The following is a 14,834-nucleotide window of genomic DNA, read 5'->3' as shown; positions in this document are numbered from 1 at the left end:
TAAGGCGTGGGAGAGTAGGTCACCGCCAAACCTAATAAAGAACCAAATAACGTATCCTCTCAATTCGATGATCAGAACAAAACAAAACGCCGCGCTCAGAAATGAGCGCGGCGTTCTGCGTGAAGGGGGGATGAGATTAAGTGCCCCCCTCTCGAAGACCTAGAACACCGCGCGCAGAACCATCTGCAGTACGAAAGAACTTTATGTCTCGCGTACGATCACGCTAGGTATCTTGATCAATATGGGGACGTGAAGGTCACACGCCGGTTGTACAGCGGCAAAACATGCGATCCGCCATCGCCAGTTCTGCGCAAGGAATAACGCTGAAGAAACTCAAGGCGTAACGTGATATTAGATGACTGGTCGGCCACGCCGAACCATAATCGCCTTCGCGACGAACGGTTCTTATGGTTAAAATACGAGAATTGGGTGTCCCCGGAACGATCTTAAAAAATGAGCATGGCGCATCGTTCCCAGTGATAAGGAGCGTCCGCCTATGCCGTCTGATGTTCTGGTCTTCGCCGCAGCGGCCACCTTCGTTCTCGGCTATCTGATCATCAATCAGGTCGCATTGCGTATCATGCTCTTGATCGGGACCGCGCTGTATATCTGGTACTATGCGATAGTGTCTGATGCCCCTCTGTGGTCCGCGATTTGGGCCAGTTCTGCCACAGGAATGGCTAACCTCATTGGTCTATCTAATCTTCTGATCAGGAGGTCCAGATGGATCCTTCCGAAGAGGGACATAGATATCTACCCGTCATTTAGCGCCTTGCCCCCAGGGGATTTCCGGAAGCTCATGCTGCTGGCGCGTCGGGAAAAACTACCGAAAGACAAGGTGTTAACGACAGCCGGAACAAAAGTGCCCGATTTGTACTATGTCATTTCTGGTCTGGTAGATGTCAGGAAACAAGGCGGCGGATTTTATATGCGCCGTGGCAACTTCGTAGGGGAGGTTGCGTTTCTAACGAACAACAAGGCCTCCGCGACGGTCGTAATGGCCGAAGAGGGTGAGCTACTGTGTTGGGATGTCAATCAATTGAGAGCCCGCGCCGAACGGGACGTGAGATTTCGGTTGGCTTTGGATGCGATGATATCTCTCGACCTTGCGCGCAAAGTGGCGCAGGCGGGTGCACCCAACGCGACGACGGATGAAGCTTTGGAAGCTGTCGTGTGATTCTATTGCGCGTAGCGAAGAAGGACAGTTTCCAGCCCGGGATTCGGAATGGGATAGCTCAGCTCTCCGTTCGAACGGTGATCCAAGGACACACCGATCCGTTCACCGGTTTCACGATAGATGCCCGCCTCGAGTCCTGACCGGAACTCGACTGGATAACCTAGCCGAGGCCCGTCCTCTGATCTCATCCACCAGCCGGGTATGAAGCTGAGCTCGGCGAAGCCTGGTCCGCTTGGCATTCGGAATTCATTAACCGCCCCCGCGCCAATCCAAACGTCACCTAGGCTGTCTACCGACAGGCCAACCACCGGGCGGAACGGACCGAAACTGACAGGAAGGTCATGGCGATAATAGACCTCGCCCCCAACCGAATCTGCTTCGAAAATCAGGCTACCTGCTGACACTGTATGTCTGGCAATCTCGATGGCTGGTTTAACGCAGCCACGATCGCAGTGATTGACCCACATGTCGATCAATCCGGTAAGTAGAAACAATATTGCCAGTGTGCCGTCCATGGATCCCTCGTTTATTCCCAAAGGCTTAGCGATTTAGGCGGGCCGTGTCACCAACCGCATGCCAGCATCGCAAATAGTAGCAGGTTTTTTGCCGATTGCGCTTGAGCTTCCCAATTCATAGGCCTATATACAGCACACTACTGGCGCGGGATGGAGCAGCCCGGTAGCTCGTCAGGCTCATAACCTGAAGGTCGTAGGTTCAAATCCTACTCCCGCAACCAAAAAACGCCCGTAATCTCAATGAGATACGGGCGTTTTCCTTTTTCTGAGCTCGGAAAACTCTGATTTTGGGGTGGTTCACGGTAAGCCGTTGTAATATCATAATATTCTGAATTATTCTAAAGTGTTCACTTATGTCCATGGCACATGATTGGCACATGGTGGCACATGAAATGGGCGATTTGTTCTCTTTATGTCCACTGTTGATCGATGGGTTTAGGAAGCGGATCAGGCCTAATCCAATGGGTGGTGTCGAGGTTTGGGGTCAGCTGTCGTATTAATGCTAGCGCTGCAATAGGATAGTCGCGCTTTGATGGCTGCACACAGATCTCTACAAAACAACGAATAGACGCAGTCGTTTGCTCTGTAGAACCATTCTTGGAACCGACGTAGCCACTCAATGCCACAGCTCACTTACCCCAACAAATCTCCGGCGATCGTATCCATCGCAGCTTTGTGAGATTCGTCTGGGAAGAGGTGGCCATACCGATCCATTGTTACTGACAGACTACTATGCCCGGCGTAGGTTTGGATAGCCTTAGGTGGCAAGCCTTGCTCAATCCAAGAAGATACTGCGAAGTGACGAAGGCTATGCCAGTTTATACCAGATACAACCGCAGCCTCTAAAGCAGGCCGATAGTGCCTCTTAATGTGGTTGTCGTGCCTCGTATGGCTGCCTTTGGAGTTCGGAAAAACAAAATCGTTTTGTTCTTTGAAACGACTTCCGATTTTGTGCTCCTTCAATGATTTTACGAGAGCATCGGAAAGGGGAATGGTTCGTACACCAGCTTTACTTTTTGTAGGCCCCTCACTTCCATAGGCATCAATGCGACGGCGCACATGGATTTCGTCCCTATTTAAGTCAACATCATCCCACCTTAAGCCCCACTGTTCCGATGCGCGTAAGCCCGTCAGCGCAGCGAACATAATTTTGAGCTTTAAGTCTGAATTGGAGTTCTCCAAGATTGCCATTAGATCTGGCTTCGACGGCGGAATGACTTTTTTCGCGCCTTCGTCCCGAGGCCCAATTACCCTGACGCCATGCGCTACGTTCGTTGCGACCCAATCTTTGCTGATTGCGAAGGCGATGGCTGCGTGAAGGGTTGAAAGAATTTTACGTGTCGTAACAACTGACACCCCCGAGTTTCTTAACGCGTCTCGGAAGTCACCGACGCCTGATGTCGTAAGTTGCGACAATTTTCGCGCGCCTAAGCCATGTCCAGCGTGGAGGATGTGGTTGTTTATGTGCCCCCTGTAGACGACCAGCATCTTTCGGGTCATGCGCTCATTGCGCTGCATGCGGCCCTTGCAGTGTTCAAGAAACTCAGTGCACAGCTCCTCAACCGTAATCCTAGTGGCATCGGCTCGATAGATGCCTCTGGACAGCTCTCCCTCGATTTTGATGCGGAACTGATCGGCTTCCCGGTATTTCGTAAACTGCTTGCGCTGACGACCGCCCTTGTTATCAATCCAATCAACAATGAAGGCGCGGCACTGCCTGCCCTGGGGGTTGCTCCATGTGCGTTTTCTTACTTTAGCCATTGCTGCTCTCACTTTGTCGTAGGCTAGGTGTCATGGCATCATACCTCGCTCCACTCTCTTCGAGCCTGTGTTCCCGTGTTTGGTGCAACAATACTCTGGCCGGGGCCCTCGCCTCTTCGGTCGCCAGAATATCTTTCGGCATTCGCTGAGGCGGCATTGATGAATGTTGTCGACCTGCTTTGCGTTGATGACTGCAGCGATAACATAGGCACAATATGCGGTTGCAGACGGAATGACATAAGCGAGCCAGACCACAGATTCACCCTGCTCGATGGAGAATACACGGCGTTCCTGAACTCTAACTAGGTATTCATTCAGCTGATGGGAGTTTTCGCGGGAAAGGGCTTTGTTCCTCGATAGTTCCAAAAAGCATTTTCGCGCAAATTTATGCGCCTCACCTAAGCTTTTGTTGAACTCTTCAGGTCCGTCTGGGCAGTTCCTCCGTCCCCACCCCAGCCACCTTTCCGGGGTCACATTCTCCGTCTCTTCGTTGGCGAAGCCAATGACATCTCGAATTAGAGTGTCATTCTCAGTGTCCATCGTCTTTTCATCGGAACGATGGAAATATCCCTTCACGCCGTCACTCTCGACGTACTTCAGATGTTTGTTAAGTCGGATCGCTCTTCCACTCATTGTCGATACCTTTGTCAATAATGGGGACTACAACTATCGACATGGGGGGTGTACGTCAATGGATAGGATCATTCACCTTATGACACGAGGAGCTGGAAATGGACAAAAGCGAAACTTTTGCGACCTGGATGGCGATACTCCAAGGTCGCTTCGGCCCTGATCGAGTTGTCGTCTCTATCCCCGAAGGCGGGGCTGTTATTGGTTTGGGGCGAACGGCGTCCTACACGGCAGCGAAGCGAGGGGATTTGCCGACCATTAAGATCAACGGGGTGGAGAAGGTGTCGATCGTTGCTTTGGCCCAGAAGCTTGATGAGGCCAGCAACACCGAGAGCGAACGCTCGGATGCGGGGTGTTCGTCATGACGAACAGATTTTCCGAACCTACGGATCAGCAACCGGAGACACACCAGCGGACGTGCCATGGAAATGCGACCCACTCTCCTCAAGCCGTAGGCGCATGGTGCCCAATTGGAATGCTCGTTTCAGCTGGAGTGACACTCGCAACTAAAAACAGGCTCGACGATTGTTATGATGAAGGCCGCAAGCAAGAGTGGCAATTCGGTGAATAAGCCCCTTGCCCTTGTTCAAATCGATGACCTGTCCAGGCATGTCTGCTCGACGCTCCGCCGTTGCCCATGTCGGTTGGGGAATAGCTTCATCGAAATGACTGGTGGTCTGCTGAGGCACTGCCTGCGCAAACATCTGGCAGGTCAGGCAGCGCATCCTGGCAACTCCAAGATGGCCAAAATGGGTAACTGCTCTGACCGGCAAGCGCGGCGGAACTTGCGTCAGCTTGAAGCGTGGAGTGTTTTGATCCCCTTCTCTGACAAGAAGGGTGGGCGACGCGCGACCCGCTACTGGCTCGATCTCATCGCCTTGAAGCGCGCGATGGTCTTGGCTGGGTGTAACCCGAGCCGTGAGTTGGTCGAGAAGATCGATGCCGTCTCTGATCTCTTGAGGACGGACATCAGGGCGGACATGAGGCCGGACATGATGTCCGCCGGATATAGTAAAGATACCCCGTCGGCCCCTGCTGGAAACTTCCGTGTCGTTGGAGGCAGTGATGTCTGATCTGTTCAGCACCATGGCGACATCCCAAGCCAGTCAGCCAAAAACCTTACGCCCGCATCAGATCAAGGCGATTGAACTGCTTCGCCAATCCCTGGCCAGGGGGAATAAGCGGGTTGTCATTCAAGGGCCGACAGGTTTCGGCAAGACGTTAACCGCAGCAAAGATCATCGAGGGTGCCCTGACCAAAGGCAACAAGGTGATCTTCACCGCCCCGGCTATCAGCTTGATCGACCAAACTGTCACTGCATTTGAAAGCGAAGGCGTTGTCGACATCGGCGTGATGCAAGCAGACCACCCGCGCACAGATCCGAGCCAACCCGTGCAGGTCTGCTCAGTCCAGACATTGGCTAGGAGGGAGGTCCCTCAAGCTGCGGTGGTGATTGTTGACGAATGCCATATCCAGTTCTCCGTGATTAAAGAGTTGATGGATGAACGCAGTGATGTGGTCTTCATCGGATTGTCTGCAACGCCATGGGCACGAGGTATGAGCGAGCGGTGGCAAGATCTCGTTCTCCCCATCACAATTGAAGAACTGATCGAACAAGGTTTCTTGTCCCGGTTCCGCACATACGCTCCTTACATCCCTGATCTCTCGAATGTCCGCACACGTGGTGGGGAGTATGTCGAGGCTGACCTTGAAGGTGTGATGAGCGGGTCCATTTTGGTGGGTAACGTTGTCGAGACATGGCTGCAGCGCGGTGGAAACCGTTCGACGCTTCTCTTTGCTGTCAATTGCGCCCACGCCAAGGCCCTGCAAGCTGCTTTCGAACGGGCAGGTGTGGCAGCGGGGTACTGTGATGCTTTCACTGACACAGTTGAGCGTGCTCGCATCAAACGCCAGTTTACCGGCGGTGAGATCAAGGTCGCTTGCTCTGTGAGGACGCTCACGACCGGCGTTGACTGGCCTGTCAGTTGCATCATCGATACCGCCCCTACAAAGAGCGAAATGCTCCACGTCCAGAAGATTGGGCGCGGCATGCGTGTAAACCCTGGCACAGAAGACCTCCTGATCCTTGATCACGCTGGTAACAGCCTGCGCCTAGGTCTGGTCACCGACATCCATCATGAACAGTTGAACGAGATAGAGCCGCCGTCAGAACGGAAGCGGAGTAAATCCAAAGGCAAGCTTCCTAAGCCCTGCTCTCAATGTGAGACGCTCCACACAGGCATCCGCTGCCCCGTATGTGGGCACGAGCGATCAGTGAGCAGGGATATTGACGTCGCACAGGGCGATTTGGTGGAGGTTGCTCATCGACTTTGCCCCGCCGAGCGAGAGGATCGCCAGCGGTTTTTCGGGATGTGCCTCTGGTTGAGTAAAGAGCGTGACTATAGCGACGGTTGGGCATCGCACAAGTTCCGGGAGAAGTTCGGAGATTGGCCGCGCGGATTGGATCGCACACCCATCAAGCCCGATCAGGCGTTTCTCAATTGGGAAAAGAGCCGACGGATCGCACGGGCCAAAGCGAAGGCCAAGCAAGCGGGGGCCGCCTGATGTTCCAGCACCGCACAACAGAAATGGCGACCGGCAAGTGGAGGGGCATTCTGCTGGAGTTCGGAGTTCCCGAGGTCGCCCTGCACAACCGCCACGGGCCCTGTCCCCTGTGTGGTGGAAAAGATCGCTTTCGCTGGGACAATAAGGACGGTCGCGGGACCTACATCTGCAATCAATGTGGCGCCGGCGACGGAATGAATTTGGCGATGGAATTTACCGGCTCGAACTTCCCGGAGGCGGCTCGTCGCATCGATCAGATGCTCGGGAATGTCCAGATTGATGTTTGCCAGTCGCGCCAAGGTCTCTCCGCAGGTGAGCGTCGGGGGATGTTGAAAGAGATTTATGGCGCTTCCCGCTCAATCACCCAGGGTGATCTTGTTGATCGCTATTTTGCCAGTCGGCAACTGGATGAACTGATTTATCCAGAGGCTTTGCGTTTTGCACCGTCCCTTCGTGATGGAGAAGGTGGCGTTCGCCCTGCAATGATTGCCTGTGTGGGTGTATATGGCGCGCCACGCTTTGCTTCGATTCACAGGACCTTTTTGAAGCTTGATGGCTCCGGCAAGGCCGAGATGGCAAGTCCCCGCAAACTCACACCTGGTGAGTTACCTCCGGGGGCGTGTGTTGCTCTGTCCCAATACACCGGCGGAACACTTGGGATTGCCGAAGGTATTGAGACCGCCATGGCCGCATCTGCACTCTACGAAATGCCAGTTTGGTCTGCCATCAACTCGACACTGCTGAAAAAGTGGTGGCCGCCTGATGGTTGTTACAACGTCGTCGTGTTTGCCGACAATGACGTCAAGCACGGTGGTCAGGCCGCCGCATACGAACTTGCCCATCGTTTGTCGATCAAGGGGATCGACGTGCAGGTCAAGATCCCAGAGGTGCCAGGCACGGATTACGCGAATGTCTACCAAAACCACCAGAACCAAAAGGAGTGAAAGCCATGAGTAAAGATTGGCCCATGCAATGCCCGGTCGATCCGGAGCTTCTCGAAAGCCTGGCATGCGTTATGAAATCAGTTGCGACTGCCGCCCATCGCCATGGTCCAGAAACCTATGGCCTGTTTTCGAATGCGGTCTTAGGCGAGCGGATCATGCAGATCAGCGATGATCTCGGTGCATTCGAAGGACTGACAGACAATCTCGACGGAGACAGTATCGGGAAGCTTGGCAACCTCATCTCAGAACTCAGCCTTCTCGGCGCTGAGATCAAACTGTTCAGGAAGAGTGCGTGAGGGCAAAGCCAGAGACCATAAACACCTCTTCTGTCCCGTACTATGTTTAATGAGTGTCGCTATAACTCTTGGAGACCCTGAACAATGTCTGAGCTTGACAGAGACAAAGTCACGGGAAAATTCCTCCCTGGCAATAGACTGTGGGAGGCGCGCTCCAGTGCTGGGCCGAAGCCAATGTTCGAGACAGCTGAAGAGCTGCAAGAATGTGTATTGGAATACTTCAGTTGGGCTTTCGAAAATCCGCTTCATGACGTCCGGCCGATGAAGGGAGAAGGCGGCAATATCGAATTGATTAGCGTTCCCAAAATGCGCGCCATGACCGTCACCGGGCTATGCCTTTTTCTAAACATCTCCCGACAAACCTGGGAGAATTGGAAGAGCCGTCGTGCGGATTTAGTGGACATCTGCACCTGGGCGGAAAACTGCATCCGGACACAGAAGTTGGAGGGGGCTGCGGCAAATTTGCTAAATCCCAGCATCATTGCCCGAGAAATTAGTCTCGGCGAAACGACTGAAGCTGGATTAGCAATCGTTGTACGACATACATTTCCCGAACCGGAGGAGCAGAATGAGGGCGATAGCAGCCAAACTGAACAGGACGGTTCATAAGTCGCACTCCCTGCAGAAACAGTGCTTTAGCTTTCATTCCAGCTCTTTCAATTGGTGGCTGATCAGCCGCCGGCTGCAATGCCCTCAAGGCTTGGCGCAGAGCGGTAGAAAAGCTGTAATGTCACATAAAAAGTTGGAAATCGTTTGAGAGCACGTGGGGTAACTTTAGATTGAATAGGCTAGTTGCGTAGTGTAGGGGGTGGGAAACTTGAGGTGGTGAGCATGAAACAGTTAGCTTTTTCGATCTGCACGGCATTTTTTCTGATGTCTTGCTCCGATGGGTTCACAACATTTCCTGTGACAGAGGAAAAGCAGGCCACTCTTGATGACAAGGTGTCGGTCGTTCGTCTCAGTGCCTCCAACATTTCAAATTTTGCTAGCCCGATTGTACAGACGGTTCGGACGAGCCTGCCCTACCAACCCGATTGGGAATACAAGGTTGGTGTTGGCGACATTCTTAACATCATCGTATTTGACCATCCGGAACTCACTTCACCGGCAAGGCCTCAGTTTAACGTCGCCGACACCGGATTCAGCGTGCAGGCTGACGGAACCTTCTTCTATCCTTATGTTGGACAAATTCACGCAAAAGGCCGCTCGGTGCAGGACATTCGTGGTGAACTGTCGCTGAAGCTCGCGAACTACATTCCGGATCCGCAAGTCGAGGTTCGGATCGCTGCTTTCAATTCGCAGAGCACAACCATTGCCGGAGAAGTAAGGTCACCAAACCGCCAGGCTTTGACAACTGTTCCTCTGACATTGCTTGAAGCGGTCAATGCTGCGGGCGGCTTGCGTGAGACTGGAGATCAATCCCGCATCACCCTACAACGAAACGGGCGCAGCTATCGTGTGGATCTGGAAGGTTTCCTAAAGCGCAACATGCGCGGAAATAATCCGATCCTCCGCAATGGAGATATCGTGAATGTGCCACGCCGCCAGACCGCCGAAGCCTTCGTTCTTGGCGAAGTGACTAGACCGTCACCGATCGATCTATCGATTGAGCCTGTCACTTTGACACAAGCCCTCACGCGACAAGGTGGAATCAACCAGGTGCGTGCAGATGCAAGGGGGGTGTTTGTTTTCCGGAAAGTGAACGGCACAACTGTCGTTTACCAGTTGCAGACCAACTCTCCGGAAGGATGGCTGCTTGGGACACGCTTCACGCTTGAGCCATTCGATGTAGTTTACGTAACTCGCTCCCCTCTGCAGCGTTGGAACGATACAATCTCCAGCTTGTTGCCCACCGTAAACGCTGCGACAGCAGTGGATGAGATCGCTAAGTGACGGGAATAAGACGTGTTTGACAGGATCCTCGTCCTCTGTGTGGGAAATGTTTGTCGCTCCCCTTTGGCGGAGCGCCTCCTTCGCAAGGGGTTACCAGACTTAAATGTAAGCTCAGCCGGAATTGGAGCACTGGTTGGGAAACCTGCCGATGAAACAACGGCTTCGGTTGCACATGATCACGGTGTGTGTCTTGCAGGGCATTCAGCACGACAACTATCACAAGAGTTGATTGAGCAAAGTGATTTGGTTTTGGTTTTGGAGCCGGGACATAAACGTGAAGTTACAACCAAATTCCCCCATCTGTCTGGACGGGTCATGCTGCTCGATCAATGGGGTGAGAGAAAAGGCATTCCTGACCCCTACCAAAGGTCACGAGAGTTCCACGAACATGTATTTGAGCTGATTGATCAGGCATCGAAAAGCTGGATTGAAAAGCTGTCGGGTGGAAAAGGCAAAGGTGAATGATGCAAGAGTCTATCGCAAAAGTGCAGCCTATTGACGACGATGAGATTGATCTCCTGCAACTTGTCAGAACCATCTGGTCAGGAAAATGGTTGATTGCTCTATTCGCCACTATTGCGGTGACCATCAGTGTTTTTGCGGCGATCACTATTCCCCCAACCTATCGTGCCGATGCGCTTATGCAGCTGGAAGATCGTGCCGGTCAGATGTCGTTGCCGACAGGACTGAGCGATCTAGTGGCGGATACGCCGCGTAGTGTGACCGAAATGGAAATCATGCGATCGCGGCTTGTGCTGGGTCGCGCGGTGGCCGAACTTCATCTTGACTGGGTGGCTGAGCCCCGCATGGCTCCTTTGATTGGCTACGCGCTAACCAAGTACAACATTCCACTGCCTGGAATAGATGCCCTGAAGCCCTTTGCACGCAGCAATGAACAAATCAGGCTCGATCTTTTGGAGGTTTCACCACACTGGCTGGGTCAGCCGATTGTCGTAGAGAAACTCGGAGAAGACAGTTTCAGCATCGAATTGCCGAATGGAGTGATTGAGACAGGTGTCGTCGGCCAAACACAAAGCCTGCCGGATATTGGTTTTGCCATTCGCGTTGGAGAACTGACTGGTGCAATTGGACGCGAGTTCATTGTCACTCATTTGAGTGAGGCAGCCGCAATCTCAAGGTTGCGAGGCTCGCTCTCCGTTTCTGAACGTGGGCGCCAATCGGGCATCCTCGAAGTGCGCCTTGAAGCCAATAATCGGCAGGACGCCCAAAAAGTTCTGGATGCCGTTACGCGCGCCTATCTTCGCCAGAATATCTCACGAAGTGCCGCTGAGGCAGAAAGCAGCTTGGAATTTGTAGAAGGGCAAATTCCAAGTGCAGAGGCACAGGTGAAAGCGGCGGAGACTGCTTTGAACACATATCGCGAAGAGCAGAAATCCGTTGATATGAGCTTTGAAACTCAAGGCCTTCTGTCCCAGATCAGCCAGCTTGAAAGTCAATTGACCGACTTGGCAATCCGGGAAGAGGAGATCTCTGATCGATATACTCCCAATCACCCAGCGTATCGCCAACTTCTCGACAATCGCCAAATCTTGGAAGAACGCCTGCAAACTCTCCGAGGTGAGATTGGCGGACTGCCACGCACGCAACGCGAAGTCATCAACTTGACGCGCGAACTGGAAATGGCGCAGGAAGCCTACATTCAACTGCTAAGCCGTGCGCAGGAGCTCAGTGTCTTGAAGGCAAGTAACATTGGCAACGTTCGTATTATCGATAACGCTCAATCTGCTCTAAATCCAATTGCCCCACGTAAATCCCTGATTGTGGCGCTTGGCCTTATGTTGGGGCTGATCGTCGGCATCGCCGTCGTGTTGCTTCGGGAAATGACAAAGCGCGGCATTCGTGGCTCAGACGAAATCGAGCAGCTGGGTATCCCTGTCTTCGCAACCATCAATCACACGGACGAGGAAAACCGAGGAAAGCGCAAAAATAGCTGGCCAATTCTAGCGTTGACTAACCCGACGGATCTGGCTGTGGAGGGCTTTCGCAGCCTGAGAACAAGCTTGCATTTCGGCATGCTGGACGCCCCCTCTAAAGCGATAGCTATAACTAGTGCTGCACCGGAGGCAGGCAAGTCTTTCAGCAGTGTGAATTTGGCCATTGTAGCGGCCCAGGCTGGACAGAAAGTATGCCTAATTGATGCTGATATGCGTCGGGGAACGCTACGCAAGTATTTCTCTGTCGACAAAAACACGCCAGGTTTCGCCGAGCTGTTGGCTGGTGAGGTTTCGGTCAAGGATGTTCAGGTTGATGGACCCGTCGATGGATTGGCGTTCATTCCATCCGGCCAATACCCGCCTAATCCATCTGAGCTTCTTATGCGCAATACCTTGGCCTCTCTTGTTGAGGAATTAGATAAGTCGTTTGATCTTATCCTGTTCGACTGCCCCCCAGTTCTGGCGGTAACAGATCCGTTGGTTGTTTCCGGGGCAGTGGGAACCACTTTGGTTGTCCTTAGACACGAAGAGACACAGGCCGAAGAAGTGATGGCACTTCAACGTAGCGTTGAGGTGGCGGGTCACAAGATTTCGGGTGCAATCTTAAACGGTTACGTTTCACGGAATCAGCACAGCTCCTACAGCTACAACTATCGGTATGCGTACGAAAATAGGAGAGATTAATCTCTTCAGGGTCTCCGAATTTCGTTTTCAAGACACATGATGGCCTCCTCAACTTTTGTAATAATACATTAATTTAGATTAATGTGTCCGATCGGATGCAGGTGTCTAATCGATCCGGGCAGGAGGGGATTGCTATTGCAATCTCATATTGAGACCAGTAGTTAAACGTAAGGTAGAGTGTGAGTATTTAATCTTTTATTAACGAATTTACAGTATTGCGCTGGGAGATATTTCGTGGATTTGACGCATTGGGTATTGGTGTTCTTTAGCTCTGTAATTGTGAGCTTTCTAATCTGGGTCACCCGCGCCTCTCACATACAGCTTGCCGTCCGACAGGGCTTGGAGCGCGCTGTTCAAAGCGCCCATACCACACCGACCCCACGCATCGCAGGCCTATCTATTTTGGTTGGTTTTTTGATGACAGTGTTTCTGGTGCAAGGCGAAGCCAAGGCCACCTTGTTGCTACTAGGTACTGCGGCGCTTCCTCTTTTCATTGCGGGTTTTCTTGAAGATCTTGGCTTTGGTGTCTCCCCCGGTTGGCGGCTGTTGGCTGCCTTAATTTCGGCGGGTCTTGCTGTTGCTTTGCTCCAGGCCTGGTTGGATCGCATTGATATGCCGGTAGTTGATGAGGCCTTTATCTATACCCCTGTCGCTATCACATCTACGATTTTGATATGCGCAACCATTGCAAACGCGTTCAACCTGATTGATGGCTTGAACGGATTGGCCGGCAGCATATCCATCCTGTCCGGACTCGGTTTAGCTGCCGTCGCTACGCAGGCAGGCGTTCACGATGTTCAGTATTTCGCATATGCCTTAACCGCATCTATTGCGGGTTTTCTGGTTCTGAACTTCCCGCATGGTCGCGTGTTTCTTGGAGACGCAGGGGCGTATTGCACCGGGTTTCTATTAAGCTGGTTTGCTATTCTCCTATCGAACTCCACTCAGGATTTAACCCCTTGGTCACTGGTGCTGATCCTGTTCTGGCCAATTATGGATACGTTTCTGGCAATCTATCGTCGCCGTAAAACGGGGAAGGCTGCAGGGCTGCCAGACCGGTTACACATGCACCAGCTTGTCATGCGCGCATTGGAGATTTCCTTGCTGGGAAAACAGCGGCGCCAGCTCTCCAACCCGCTCGCAACGCTTATAATTCTCCCCTTCGCTGCAGCGCCCGTACTGACCGGTGTTGTACTATGGAATGATGCCCGCATGGCATTTATTGCTGTGCTGGCCTATCTCATTCTCTTTGCGGGCACCTACTTTCTCGGAATAAGTATCTTCTCGAACGTGAAGAGGCGCCGGGTCATTTCAATCGAAAATTGGCAAAGTGGAGCGGGTACCAAAGCGCCACGACTTCGGGGGGGGGATTCGTCTAAATGGCAAACGTGACTCCTCAAAGCTGGTTTCTAGCCCAGATCAAACCGAATTGTCAGAATGTTGCCAAGCGCAATCTGCAACGGCAGGGGTTTAATGTCTTCGCGCCGATGGAGAGAATTACCCGGCGCCAGTCCGATCGATTTGTAGGGGCCAAACAGCTTCTTTTCCCAGGGTATATTTTTGTGGGTTTCGAGAAGGATTTGTCTCCTTGGAGATCCATCAACAGCACCTACGGCGTAAACCGATTGGTGAGTTTTCGGAGTGGGGAACCTGAGCAGGTTCCGAATTCTCTGATCACTGGGTTGAAGTCTCGATGCGGTGACGATGACGTCATTTACCCTGAGCTGGATCTCACACCTGGCAGCAAGGTGCGGTTCACGTCGGGTCCCTTTGCTGATTTCGTGGCATCGATTGAAACCATCGAACCAGATCAAAGAGCTTGGATCTTGATGGATATGATGGGCAGCACGCTGCGCATGACTGCATCAGCGATGCAGCTAAGAAGCGCCTAGGTGGGTGGTCTGAAGATCGCACGTTAGTTGATACGTTAAGGGACGCACGTTACCGAAACCTTTAGGGACGCACGTTATCGGCGGTTCGAGTCGGTGGGCCATTGGGGAGGGGTGACAAGGCGTCAATTGTGGCCCCGTGCTTTCAAACTCGCATACCCGCTCTTTTCGGGCTGATCCAATCGATAGTTAGTTTGTGATCGACTAGATCGGCCGGGCCTGTGCGAACAAGTGAAAGGGAAGGCATTGCGTAACGGAGGTCTGCTTCTCCGTCCCTTGACAAAAGATACTGCAGTGCAATCCAATATCAAACCTAGGCTCGAAGCAGGCTGCCGCCGAATTGAATCTCCGGTGGAGGTCAGTAGCCTGGAAGGGCGCATTCTTGGCCTGCTAGCGCGAGACAGAGGTCAAAAGCAAAGATTTGTGAGGCGGTTGTCAGTTTGGTGCCTATTCTGCGGTGGCCCGCTGCCTTCCGGAATTGAGCGCCTGATTGCTTTCTGCGGTTACTTAGTTCGTATTGCATTG

Annotated in this window: 15 protein-coding genes and 1 tRNA gene; 13 read left to right on the top strand and 3 right to left on the bottom strand. The window is 52.7% G+C overall.

Annotated elements, in window-relative coordinates:
- Window positions 1-496 precede the first annotated feature (496 nt).
- Window positions 497-1,177 carry a cyclic nucleotide-binding domain-containing protein gene (locus MWU53_RS10445; RefSeq protein ID WP_247093037.1) on the top strand — a complete coding sequence of 227 codons (681 nt, stop codon included), beginning with the start codon at window positions 497-499 and terminating at the stop codon, window positions 1,175-1,177.
- Window positions 1,178-1,179: 2 nt separating this feature from the next.
- Here MWU53_RS10445 and MWU53_RS10440 read toward each other — a convergent pair whose 3' ends face one another.
- The gene (locus MWU53_RS10440; RefSeq protein ID WP_247093035.1) at window positions 1,180-1,692 is read right to left on the bottom strand and encodes an acyloxyacyl hydrolase; all 513 of its coding nucleotides are present in this window, start codon (window positions 1,690-1,692) and stop codon (window positions 1,180-1,182) included.
- Window positions 1,693-1,836: 144 nt separating this feature from the next.
- Here MWU53_RS10440 and MWU53_RS10435 point away from each other — a divergent pair.
- Window positions 1,837-1,913 (top strand) — tRNA-Met (locus MWU53_RS10435).
- Between the two features lie 412 nt (window positions 1,914-2,325).
- Here MWU53_RS10435 and MWU53_RS10430 read toward each other — a convergent pair.
- Together MWU53_RS10430 and MWU53_RS10425 are read right to left on the bottom strand one after the other, a co-directional pair.
- The gene (locus MWU53_RS10430; RefSeq protein WP_247093033.1) at window positions 2,326-3,453 is read right to left on the bottom strand and encodes a site-specific integrase; all 1,128 of its coding nucleotides are present in this window, start codon (window positions 3,451-3,453) and stop codon (window positions 2,326-2,328) included.
- 30 nt (window positions 3,454-3,483) lie between these two features.
- A complete protein-coding gene (locus tag MWU53_RS10425; RefSeq protein ID WP_247093031.1) occupies window positions 3,484-4,086 on the bottom strand; it encodes a hypothetical protein in 603 nt (200 codons plus the stop codon).
- A 98-nt stretch (window positions 4,087-4,184) separates the two neighbouring features.
- Between MWU53_RS10425 and MWU53_RS10420 the strand changes: the two genes are divergently transcribed.
- The 11 genes from MWU53_RS10420 to MWU53_RS10370 all read left to right on the top strand — a co-directional run bounded on the left by MWU53_RS10420 (window position 4,185) and on the right by MWU53_RS10370 (window position 14,312).
- The gene (locus MWU53_RS10420) at window positions 4,185-4,448 is read left to right on the top strand and encodes a hypothetical protein (protein WP_247093030.1); all 264 of its coding nucleotides are present in this window, start codon (window positions 4,185-4,187) and stop codon (window positions 4,446-4,448) included.
- Window positions 4,449-4,613: 165 nt separating this feature from the next.
- A complete protein-coding gene (locus tag MWU53_RS10415; RefSeq protein ID WP_247093028.1) occupies window positions 4,614-5,156 on the top strand; it encodes a hypothetical protein in 543 nt (180 codons plus the stop codon).
- Entirely contained in the window at window positions 5,149-6,648 is a 1,500-nt protein-coding gene (locus tag MWU53_RS10410) for a DEAD/DEAH box helicase (RefSeq protein ID WP_247093026.1), read from the top strand. Before MWU53_RS10415 ends, MWU53_RS10410 begins: the two co-directional genes overlap by 8 nt.
- Entirely contained in the window at window positions 6,648-7,592 is a 945-nt protein-coding gene (locus MWU53_RS10405) for a primase-helicase zinc-binding domain-containing protein (protein ID WP_247093024.1), read from the top strand. Before MWU53_RS10410 ends, MWU53_RS10405 begins: the two co-directional genes overlap by 1 nt.
- A 5-nt stretch (window positions 7,593-7,597) precedes the next feature.
- Window positions 7,598-7,888: a hypothetical protein gene (locus MWU53_RS10400; RefSeq protein ID WP_247093022.1), complete on the top strand. Its 291-nt coding sequence runs from the start codon at window positions 7,598-7,600 to the stop codon at window positions 7,886-7,888.
- 84 nt (window positions 7,889-7,972) lie between these two features.
- A complete protein-coding gene (locus tag MWU53_RS10395) occupies window positions 7,973-8,497 on the top strand; it encodes a DNA-packaging protein (protein WP_247093020.1) in 525 nt (174 codons plus the stop codon).
- 222 nt (window positions 8,498-8,719) lie between these two features.
- Window positions 8,720-9,781 carry a polysaccharide biosynthesis/export family protein gene (locus MWU53_RS10390; RefSeq protein ID WP_247093018.1) on the top strand — a complete coding sequence of 354 codons (1,062 nt, stop codon included), beginning with the start codon at window positions 8,720-8,722 and terminating at the stop codon, window positions 9,779-9,781.
- 12 nt (window positions 9,782-9,793) lie between these two features.
- The gene (locus tag MWU53_RS10385) at window positions 9,794-10,246 is read left to right on the top strand and encodes a low molecular weight phosphotyrosine protein phosphatase (protein ID WP_247093016.1); all 453 of its coding nucleotides are present in this window, start codon (window positions 9,794-9,796) and stop codon (window positions 10,244-10,246) included.
- Window positions 10,243-12,420, top strand: a complete 2,178-nt coding sequence (locus MWU53_RS10380) for a polysaccharide biosynthesis tyrosine autokinase (RefSeq protein ID WP_247093014.1) — start codon at window positions 10,243-10,245, stop codon at window positions 12,418-12,420. Before MWU53_RS10385 ends, MWU53_RS10380 begins: the two co-directional genes overlap by 4 nt.
- A gap of 234 nt (window positions 12,421-12,654) precedes the next feature.
- Window positions 12,655-13,812 (top strand): MraY family glycosyltransferase, encoded by a 1,158-nt coding sequence (locus MWU53_RS10375; protein WP_247093012.1) that lies wholly within the window; start codon window positions 12,655-12,657, stop codon window positions 13,810-13,812.
- On the top strand, window positions 13,800-14,312 hold the full coding sequence (locus MWU53_RS10370) for a transcriptional activator RfaH (protein WP_247093010.1): 513 nt from the start codon (window positions 13,800-13,802) through the stop codon (window positions 14,310-14,312). Before MWU53_RS10375 ends, MWU53_RS10370 begins: the two co-directional genes overlap by 13 nt.
- Window positions 14,313-14,834 lie beyond the last annotated feature (522 nt).

Source organism: Aliiroseovarius sp. S1123, from assembly GCF_023015885.1.
Taxonomy (GTDB): Bacteria; Pseudomonadota; Alphaproteobacteria; order Rhodobacterales; family Rhodobacteraceae; genus Aliiroseovarius.
This window is presented reverse-complemented; position numbering and strand designations above follow the sequence as displayed.

What these genes read in the sequence shown, in the direction of transcription:
- MWU53_RS10445 (WP_247093037.1), top strand. Translation starts at nt 497, where the DNA reads ATGCCGTCTGATGTTCTGGTCTTCGCCGCAGCGGCCACCTTCGTTCTC.
- MWU53_RS10440 (WP_247093035.1), bottom strand. Translation starts at nt 1,692, where the DNA reads ATGGACGGCACACTGGCAATATTGTTTCTACTTACCGGATTGATCGAC.
- MWU53_RS10430 (WP_247093033.1), bottom strand. Translation starts at nt 3,453, where the DNA reads ATGGCTAAAGTAAGAAAACGCACATGGAGCAACCCCCAGGGCAGGCAG.
- MWU53_RS10425 (WP_247093031.1), bottom strand. Translation starts at nt 4,086, where the DNA reads ATGAGTGGAAGAGCGATCCGACTTAACAAACATCTGAAGTACGTCGAG.
- MWU53_RS10420 (WP_247093030.1), top strand. Translation starts at nt 4,185, where the DNA reads ATGGACAAAAGCGAAACTTTTGCGACCTGGATGGCGATACTCCAAGGT.
- MWU53_RS10415 (WP_247093028.1), top strand. Translation starts at nt 4,614, where the DNA reads ATGATGAAGGCCGCAAGCAAGAGTGGCAATTCGGTGAATAAGCCCCTT.
- MWU53_RS10410 (WP_247093026.1), top strand. Translation starts at nt 5,149, where the DNA reads ATGTCTGATCTGTTCAGCACCATGGCGACATCCCAAGCCAGTCAGCCA.
- MWU53_RS10405 (WP_247093024.1), top strand. Translation starts at nt 6,648, where the DNA reads ATGTTCCAGCACCGCACAACAGAAATGGCGACCGGCAAGTGGAGGGGC.
- MWU53_RS10400 (WP_247093022.1), top strand. Translation starts at nt 7,598, where the DNA reads ATGAGTAAAGATTGGCCCATGCAATGCCCGGTCGATCCGGAGCTTCTC.
- MWU53_RS10395 (WP_247093020.1), top strand. Translation starts at nt 7,973, where the DNA reads ATGTCTGAGCTTGACAGAGACAAAGTCACGGGAAAATTCCTCCCTGGC.
- MWU53_RS10390 (WP_247093018.1), top strand. Translation starts at nt 8,720, where the DNA reads ATGAAACAGTTAGCTTTTTCGATCTGCACGGCATTTTTTCTGATGTCT.
- MWU53_RS10380 (WP_247093014.1), top strand. Translation starts at nt 10,243, where the DNA reads ATGATGCAAGAGTCTATCGCAAAAGTGCAGCCTATTGACGACGATGAG.
- MWU53_RS10370 (WP_247093010.1), top strand. Translation starts at nt 13,800, where the DNA reads ATGGCAAACGTGACTCCTCAAAGCTGGTTTCTAGCCCAGATCAAACCG.